Below are 8,617 nucleotides of genomic sequence, written 5' to 3' on the forward strand. Positions count from 1 at the left end.
TGATTGGTGGGGTCTGAGCGAAGCGGCGGCCTAGCCGCGCGGCGCTACCATCGTTTTTTCACCTGCATCGATACGAAGCGGCCCAGCACATCGGCATTGGCCGGGTCGTAGGCAAAGCCCAAATTGCGGTCGACAAAGGGCGGATCGCTATCGAAGAGATTCTGCACGGTGACAGCCAGGCTCAGCCCCTTGCGCCAACCCTCCGCTGTTCGCGGTTCATAGCGCAATTGCAGGTCGACGCCGTTCCACGACGAGATCGGACGCGCGGGCGCACTGATGTTGTCAGTGTAGGGACCAACATGGTTGAGCGAAAGCGTTGCCCCGACGTCGCCTCGCGCCCAATCGAGAGTGCCGCGCAGGCGGAAGTCTACGGGATTGCCCAACGTCCCTACTCGCTCGATCATGGGTGAAGCAGGCGTGAGCTGATCCTTATAATCAATGAGGATCATGCTGTTGACCGAGATGTTCAGCCGGTTCGAACCCAGGGTGAGGCTCTGACGCATCTGGATATCGACCCCGCGCACATCCACCCGGGCGGAGTTGACATAGCGCCCGTCGAGGATCGCGCGGAAGGATTCCGGGGCGAAGGTCGTCGGCACGCTCGACCCTGGCACCGCGAGCAGTTCCCGCACGCGAGCCAGATCGGCGGCGTTATGCGCGGGATCGATCAGAGTTACATAGGGCGCATAGATGGGGTTGGTGAGCGCCTGGAGAATATTCTCGGTGACCGGCTGTCCGATCCGGTTGGAGAAGCGCGTCTGGAAATAGCTGGCCTCCAAGCCAAAGCCCGGCACAGCCTTGGGCTGGACCCTGAAGCCGACAGTCAGCGATTTGGCCTTTTCTGGTTCGAGACTGCGATTGCCGCCGCGTTGGGTGAGGACCGGCAGGTTGCCACCACCCGTGGTCGGGAGCTGGGTGTAGGAGACGCGGAACGGGTCGAAAATCTCTGGGAGCGCAGGCGCGCGGAACGACGTTCCCCAGCTTCCCCGTAGCTGCAATCCTTGCGCCGGCTCCCACACCAACCCAATCTTGGGATTGGTGGTCGAACCGAAATCGGAATAGCGCTCATGGCGGACCGCGACCGACAGGTCGAGGCGCTCAACACCGGGGCGCGCATTGCCCGGGCCGACCATCGGCACGGCCAGTTCGCCAAATACGGCAACGATCGTCCGGTTCGCCTTCGGCGTCACCGGCGCGGGCGGCGTGACGCCCGAGGCGAAGGTCTGGACCGAGCGGGAGAAATGCTCCTCGCGCGCCTGCGTCCCGAAGGCGAGCTTCAGCGGCCCGCCGGGTAGGTCGAAAAGCGTGCCGTCGGCGATCATGCTGCCATTCAGCAATTCGCTGCTGTAGCGCTGGCGGATGAAGCCGCTGCCGATAAAATCGATGATGGCGGCGCTGTTGCTGCTGCCATCACCGAAAGGATTGAAATAGCCGTCGCGCGCCGCGCTATAGGCGGTTAGCGGATTATCGGCGGTGAGGCCCAGCGCTTCATTGAGCGCGCTGCTGTTGAGCAGATGATCGCTCAGCTGCCGATCAACCTGACGGGCGTGCGACATATAGGCGTCGACCTGCCAGTCGCCGCCCAGTTCCGCCCGGACGCCCGCTGTCACCGAATGGCTGCGCACCCGGCCACTGGTGAGGATCGGGCCGATATCCCTGCCAAAATCATAGGCGATCGCCACTGACGAACCGCCGGTGGGCGAAACGAACCAGGGATTGGCGCGGGTCACGCTCATGATGGTGAGCGACGGCTGCGATTTCGCATCGAACTTGCGATCGGAATAGCGGCCTTCGGCATAAAAGGTGAGGCCGGCGGTCAGTTCCTGTTCCCCGCTCACGAACAGGCTGTGCCTGTCCTGCTTCGAGAGCAGGTCGACATGGGCGCGCGGACTGGAAAGACTGGCGCCGGGTAGGAAGTCGCTGGGCTCAAGATCCGTGCCATCCTGTCCGTCGGGAATGGCATAGGCAGGGACATAGGTGCGGCTCACGGGGTCTAGCACCACAACGGTGCCGGGAGCCGAGAAATATTGGCGGTAGTCATGGCCGCCGAGCTGCCGCAGGTCGGCTGAGCGCGTATATTTGCGCGCCGATCCAGGGAGGCGACCGCGATGCTGGTATTCATAGGCCGCAAGGATATGACCGGTCGCCCAGCGGGCACCCACCACCTGTCCGGCGATGATGTCCTCACTGCCGCCTCGCGTCACCGTGCCGAGGCGCAGCCGACTCTCAGCCCCTTCGAAATCCTTGCGCAACAGGATGTTGACCACGCCGCCGATCGCGTCCGAGCCGTAAAGAGCCGACGCGCCATCAGCCAAAACCTCGACCCGCTCGACCGCAACTGCAGGAATGCTGGAGAGATCGGTGAAATCGCCCTTCCCGCCCGCGCCCGCGGTCCGGCGGCCATTGACCAGGGTCAAAGTTGCGTCTGAGCCTAAACCGCGCAGATTGATGCTCGCCCCAAGACCGGGGTTGATGCTGACGCGGTCCGAGCCGGTAAGGCTGGTATCCTCATTGGCCATGCCGCCGAAATTCTGCGGCAGCAGCGCCAGCGCCTCTGCAACCGTACCCGCGCCGGAGCGGGCGATGTCGGTGGCCGTCATGCTGATCACCGGCGATGAGGGCGGCGCTGCCGAGCGGATATTTGTGCCGGTAACGACAATCCCAGCTGCTGCCATGTCCGGCGCGCGAACCGGCTTCGGCCGAGGCGCGATTGCCTGGGGTAGACGCTGGGGGACCGGTCGATGCTGGGACTGACCCTGTCCTTGCGGCGATGGCGCCCCGCGCGGCGAGAGCACATAGACATTGCGGCCCTGATGGCTGACGGTGATCGGATAGCCGCCGATCAGCTTGTGCAGCGCCTTGTCGGCATCCATCGATCCCACGACCGAGCTGGTGCGACGGCCCTCTACCAACTGGCTACGATACAGAATCTGGCGGCCCGTCAGCACCATGTACCGCTGCAACGCCTGATCGAGCGAACCCGCCGCGATGTCGAAACGCGGATGCACCTCCTGCGCATAGGCCGCCGGTGCCATCGCGGGAACGCTCGCCAACGCCCAGGCCGCACACAGGAGTAGGCCGCGACGCTGTGCAGACCTTGCCCGTTTCGGCGAATCCATACGATGGACGTTCCTGGCTGTCATGGTTTCCCTTCCCCTGCTGGTCCGGCGGACCGAGGAGCGGGTCTCCCGCCTTCCCCTGTCGCCTAATTCTGTAACGTAGAGGAACGGGGGTAACCCTGGACGATATGTGAAATTTTTAAATCAGGATCGCACAGGGTCAGGGACAAGACGGATAGTGCCATTGGTTTGCGGCTCCGCGCGTAACGGGTAGAGCGCGATCACGGCCCGGATGAAGGCATCGCGGTCGCCAACGGCAAATCCGCCGTTGACGCGCTCATCCGCGAGATCCGGCGCCTCCAGGATGATAGGCGCCTTGGAATAACGATTGACTTCATCGACTGCGGCGGCGAGCGATCGGCCCTCGAACTGGAGCCGGCCGGTGGTCCAGGAGGTGATCGCCTCGACATTGCCCCGCTCTTTCTCGCCAAGTCCCGCTTCCCGCGCCATCATCATGTCGCCCGGCAACAACTGATCGGTGCATTTGTCGGACGGGCATTGCGCGGCATCCACCCGCACCTTGCCCTCGATCAGAAGGATATTGGCATCCGATTGCTGGCGATCGATCTCGAAGCGGGTGCCGAGCGCTCTCACGGTCGCCACGCCCGCATCCACATCAAAGGGACGGCTCTTGTCATGCGCAACATCGAACATCGCCCGGCCGCTGATCAGGGCGACGCGTCGATGCCCTGACGAGAAATTTATGTCGACGGCGCTTGCGCTATCGAGATGGAGCCTCGTGCCGTCCTCCAGGCGAACCAGGCGTTGCTCCCCAATTCCCGTTTCATAATGGATCGCCACTGGCCGGAGGAGGAATGTGCCAAGGGTCATAGCTCCGGCAATAACCGTGCCTGCCACCCACAACATTGGTCGACGGATGCCTGACCGAGGCGCGGTTCGCTCGATTGCGTCATCGACCAGAGCAGCAATTTGCGGGTCTTTCCCGAGCTTCTGTGCGCTCTCCCAATGCCCATTTAGTCGCTCATAGGCGGCGGCATGGCGCGGATCTTTCTTCCAGGCAAAGAATTGCTGGAGTTCGGCCGTGTCCGCAACGCGGGAATTGAAGCGCGCAACCCAATAGGCTGCGTCTTCCTCGATTTTTTTATCTTCTTCGCTGCCCATCGTCATCCCTACCCTCAGTCCGACAGCCGTTGTGCACACAATATAAGTGCCTTGCTCACCCGTCCCTCAACGGTCTTGACCGAAACTCCCAGCCTTTTCGCGATATCTGCATTCGTCATGCGGGTGAACCGCGACAAAAGAAAGACCGTCCGAAGATCCGGTGGCAAAGATTGGACGGCCTGTTTGAGGCCGAGGAAATATTCCTGCTCTCCACAGTCTTCTATGTCCCAGGAAGGATCGGGATCATTAGCCGCCAGCGGTGCGGGACGGGTCTTGTTGCGGCGCATTTGATCGAAGGCAAGGTTGAGCCCGATCCGGAGCAGCAGCGCGCGGGGCCGACGCTCCGCCTCCTCTTCGCTGTAGCGCGCTACCCGCATATAGGTGTCCTGCACCAAATCCTCCGCTTCAAGACCAGAGCCCGCGAACCGGCGTTGCAGCCTTCCGAGCAGCCAGCCCGCATGATTGCGGTACAGCCTGTCGACCATCCCGTCCTGCCGGCTACCCATTGGCAGCCACGGCGTTTTCCCTTGCTCGCCGGTCATTACCCGCGCCTTTCCTTCAATTACGAAGGGCGTGCCGCCCCATAAGGACGGCAAAGGAAAAGCTCCATGCCGGTGCATCGCGCAAAGGGCGCGCGCATGGATCGGCCATGCCAGCACCAAGTCTGACTCGCCGATCTTCGGTACAGGGGTTTCCACGCCCCGCCATCGGCCTCCCGACGGCACCAAAGAGAATTCCGTATCGAGAATCGGCTGGCAAGGGCTTGAAAAAAGGGGTCGGGTGTTGGAAATCCTGTACAAGGACCCGTTATTTGGACGTCGCGCCGCTGCCGACCGGCCAGGCCAAAAGCCCGCCGATCCCCCGGCCCATGGGACACGCGTCCTGTTTCACGGCACCCGACATCTCCTCCATAGCGCAGCCGCCGCGACTGTCTAACTGCGCCGCGCAAAGCGCAGAAAAAATAATGGCTGAGCTGTTCCTGCGCAGCAATCTGCGGGTTCTTCGCCAATTAGCTGCGGAGATTCGGCATTTAGCTGCGGAAACTCCGCGGCTAAATGCCGAGTTGCGGCGAAAAGCTCTCCCGATCCGCGAATGATTCGATACGCGCGAACTGTCCGACACACTGAGGCTTCGAATGCGGCGATCCGCTTTTATGCGATGATTACCAAGCGGCCTGATTGATACAAGGCACATATTTTTCTTGGCTTTTCTACGCCAAAGGGGGAATCTGGGGGAATGAAGACGTCTCTCGATCATCTGCCCGAACGTAAACAGCGGGAGCTCGGCGAAATCCGTCGCATATTGTTCGAAGAGTTTGAGGACACGATCGCCGGGCGTAATGCCCCTCATCGCAAGGCCGGTCGGATCCTCAAGGTTATCCTCTATGGATCACATGCGCGCGGCGACTGGGTAGAAGACCCGGTCGGTGGTTATTTCTCCGATTATGACGTGCTGGTCGTTGTGAACCATGAGGAACTCGCGGATCCGATCGAATATTGGAGCAAGGCCGAGGACCATCTACTCCGGGCCCACACCATCTCAAAGAAGCTCAGTGTTCCGGCGCACATCATTACCCACAGCCTGACCGACGTGAATAAACAACTGAAGAAGGGTCGCCCCTTCTTTCGAGACATCCTCCGTGATGGTATTGCTCTCTATGAAGCACCTGACAATCCGTTCGATCAGCCAGTTACTTTGCCGCCGGACGAAGCACGAGCAGAGGCACAAAAGCATTTTGACAAATGGTTTCCGAGCGCAACAGCATTTTTCAGCATGGCTCGACACGCACTTTCGGAAGGAAATGAAAACGAAGCCGCGTTCGTTCTGCACCAGACCACTGAACGACTTTATGACTGCTTTCTCCTCGTTAGTACGTTGTACGCACCAAAATCACACAAGATTAATTTGCTCAGGTCACAGTGCGAACAGTTGGATGCAAGGTTGATTCAAGCGTGGCCGCGGGATACAAAATTCACGCAGCGTTGTTTCGAACTGCTGCGCGGTGCTTATGTCAACGCACGTTACTCAGAGCATTATAAAATCACTGCCGAGGAACTGGAATGGATTTGTGAGCGGATTACTATACTCCAAGGATTGGTAAAGGACATTTGCCAAGAGCGACTGGGATCGTGACTAAGAGCGCCGCTGACACCCTCCCATGACAAGGCCGGGCTTCACCCCGGCCTTAGATTCAATCACCAGATTTTGACCCGATCCTTGGTCGGAAGATAGAGCTTCTCACCGGGTTCAGGCTTAAACGCGGCATACCATTCATCAAAGTTTCGAACCGTGGAAATGCGGTATTGAGCGGGCGAATGGGAATCCGTGACGAGCCGTTGGCGCAGGGCGGCCTCCCGATATTTGATCCGCCACACCTGCGCCCATCCGAGAAAGAAGCGCTGGTCGCCGGTCTTTCCGTTTATGACCGGAGCTTGCTTACCGCCCAGTGAAGTATGATAGGCATCGAGAGCAACAGCCAAGCCTGCCAGATCGCCGATATTCTCACCCAAAGTCATGGCCCCCTTCACATGCACACCGGGGAAAGGCTCATAACGATCAAATTGATCGACAAGGCGTCCGCTGAGCGCCTTGAAGGTGGCGACGTCGGCCTCACTCCACCATGGGTTGAGCTTCCCGGTCTCATCATATTTTGAACCCTGATCGTCAAAATGATGGCTGATCTCATGGCCGATCACAGCGCCGATCGCGCCATAGTTGACCGCCGGGTCGGCATTGGGATCGAAAAAGGGCGGTAGCAGGATGGCAGCGGGAAAGACGATCTCCACCTTGCCGAAATTGGCATATGCATTGATCTCCATGGGCGTCATGCCCCATTCCCAACGATATATCGGCTTGCCAAGCTTTCCCACCTGATAGTCGAAGGCAAACTGGTTGGCGCGAACTGCATTGCCGAACAGATCGCCCGCCTTGATCATGAGACCCGAATAATCGCGCCATCTGTCTGGATAACCGGTCTTGGCCGTAAACGCGGCCAGCTTGCGGCGAGCCCTGATTTTCGCGGTATCACTCATCCAGGTCAGCTTATCGATCCGGCGGCCCATGGCCGCGATCACATTCTGGACCAGTGCGTCCATCGCCTCCTTCGTTTCAGGCGGGAAATATCGCGCGACGTAGGCCTTCCCAACCTCCTCTCCCAAAGCGCCCTTGAGAAAATCGATGCCACGCTTCCAACGTTCCGGCCGCATTGGCGTACCAGCTAGGATTGTACCGTAGAAGGCGAAATCCTCGTCCCCGATATGGTCGGGCAGGAAATCGGCATAGGTATGGATGCTTCGCACGAGCAAAGCATCCTTCAGAACCTGAAGCGGAGTCTTCGCGATGAGCGCCGCCTCCCCCGCAATGGCGCTGGGCTGCGCGACAATCATCTCGGCGGGTTTGATGCCGTTCGCGGCAAAATAGGCAGGGAAGTCGAACCCGGGCGCGTCCACCGTCAATTTGGCGAGTGTGGTCTTGTTGTAGACCCTATCGACGTCGCGGCTTTCGACCCGTGACCAATGCAGCTTCGCTATTGCCGTCTCAAACGTCATCAGAGCGTCAGCTCGGCTGCCGGCGTCAGTTTCCCCAATCAGAGTCAGCATTTGTGTAAGATACGCACGATATGCCGTCCGGATCGCGGCCATTTTGTCGCTTTGCTCGAGATAATAATCGCGATCCGGCAGGCCCAAGCCGCCCTGACTCAGCTTGATGATATAGCTGTCTGGCTTTTTATCGTCCTGCCCAACGTAGAGGCGAAAAGGACCGGCAACACCAATGCGATTGGCCTTCGCAACGAGGTTTTCCAGGCCAGCTTTGTCGCGCAATTCGCTGATTTCCCGGAGCCATGGTGCGATTGTCGTTAGACCCGCTTTCTCAACGGCAGCACGACCCATATAGCTCGAATACGCTGCCCCAATCTTGTTCAAAGGGTCTTTTCGGGCCGCGTCCAGAATTGCCCTTGTGCGTTCGCGCGAGAGGTCTTCCAGAAGGTTGATCATGCCGAAGCTGGCCTTGTCCTCCGGGATCGCCGTGCGCGCATCCCAGTTTCCATTCGCATAGCGGGAGAAATCCTCACCCGGCGACGCTTCATGGTCCATGCCATCTTCATCAAGCCCGTAAGTACCATAGGCCGAAGCATTCGATCCGGAGGGCGCGCCCTGATCTGCGTGTGCTGCTGGAAATGAGAATACAGCCAGAAACATTGCTGCACCTAAGTTTGACGATCGCATCCCGAACCCTCTCGAAAGATCCAAGGTGTCAAACGGCGTTCAAAAGGGACCCCCGATCGGCGTCGAAGAGGGACCCCCTTTTCAGATAATATGATGCTGGTTTGTTGAAGATGGCCTTGCGCTGCGTGCGGCGGAGGGCGGGCGTAGCCC

The 8,617-nt window shown here is 59.7% G+C and carries 6 protein-coding genes; 2 read left to right on the forward strand and 4 right to left on the reverse strand.

Features of this window, described 5'->3' with window-relative positions; genetic code table 11:
• Window positions 1-44: 44 nt before the first annotated feature.
• From A0J57_RS19595 to A0J57_RS19605, 3 genes are all read right to left on the reverse strand, one after another.
• Window positions 45-3,035 (reverse strand): TonB-dependent receptor, encoded by a 2,991-nt coding sequence (locus tag A0J57_RS19595; protein ID WP_052757587.1) that lies wholly within the window; start codon window positions 3,033-3,035, stop codon window positions 45-47.
• Window positions 3,036-3,263: 228 nt separating this feature from the next.
• Window positions 3,264-4,247 (reverse strand): FecR domain-containing protein, encoded by a 984-nt coding sequence (locus A0J57_RS19600; protein ID WP_052757588.1) that lies wholly within the window; start codon window positions 4,245-4,247, stop codon window positions 3,264-3,266.
• Between the two features lie 8 nt (window positions 4,248-4,255).
• Complete coding sequence (locus A0J57_RS19605; protein WP_139111427.1) at window positions 4,256-4,939, reverse strand: RNA polymerase sigma factor; 684 nt, start codon at window positions 4,937-4,939, stop codon at window positions 4,256-4,258.
• A gap of 113 nt (window positions 4,940-5,052) precedes the next feature.
• On the opposite strand from A0J57_RS19605, the gene A0J57_RS26110 reads away from it, so the two are divergent.
• Both A0J57_RS26110 and A0J57_RS19615 read left to right on the forward strand, forming a co-directional pair.
• Window positions 5,053-5,337, forward strand: coding sequence for a hypothetical protein (locus tag A0J57_RS26110; RefSeq protein ID WP_139111426.1), 285 nt, complete (start codon window positions 5,053-5,055; stop codon window positions 5,335-5,337).
• Between the two features lie 140 nt (window positions 5,338-5,477).
• Window positions 5,478-6,374 (forward strand): HEPN domain-containing protein, encoded by an 897-nt coding sequence (locus tag A0J57_RS19615; RefSeq protein ID WP_046766262.1) that lies wholly within the window; start codon window positions 5,478-5,480, stop codon window positions 6,372-6,374.
• A gap of 62 nt (window positions 6,375-6,436) precedes the next feature.
• On the opposite strand, the gene A0J57_RS19620 is transcribed toward A0J57_RS19615, so the two are convergent.
• Window positions 6,437-8,440 (reverse strand): M13 family metallopeptidase, encoded by a 2,004-nt coding sequence (locus A0J57_RS19620; RefSeq protein WP_099187118.1) that lies wholly within the window; start codon window positions 8,438-8,440, stop codon window positions 6,437-6,439.
• Window positions 8,441-8,617: the final 177 nt, after the last annotated feature.

Source organism: Sphingobium sp. 22B (assembly GCF_001580035.1).
Taxonomy (GTDB): Bacteria; Pseudomonadota; Alphaproteobacteria; order Sphingomonadales; family Sphingomonadaceae; genus Sphingobium; species Sphingobium fuliginis.

Coding starts and splice junctions, on each gene's coding strand:
- A0J57_RS19595 (WP_052757587.1), bottom strand. CDS start 3,035: ATGGCACCGGCGGCCTATGCGCAGGAGGTGCATCCGCGTTTCGACATC.
- A0J57_RS19620 (WP_099187118.1), bottom strand. CDS start 8,440: ATGTTTCTGGCTGTATTCTCATTTCCAGCAGCACACGCAGATCAGGGC.
- A0J57_RS19600 (WP_052757588.1), bottom strand. CDS start 4,247: ATGACGATGGGCAGCGAAGAAGATAAAAAAATCGAGGAAGACGCAGCC.
- A0J57_RS19615 (WP_046766262.1), top strand. CDS start 5,478: ATGAAGACGTCTCTCGATCATCTGCCCGAACGTAAACAGCGGGAGCTC.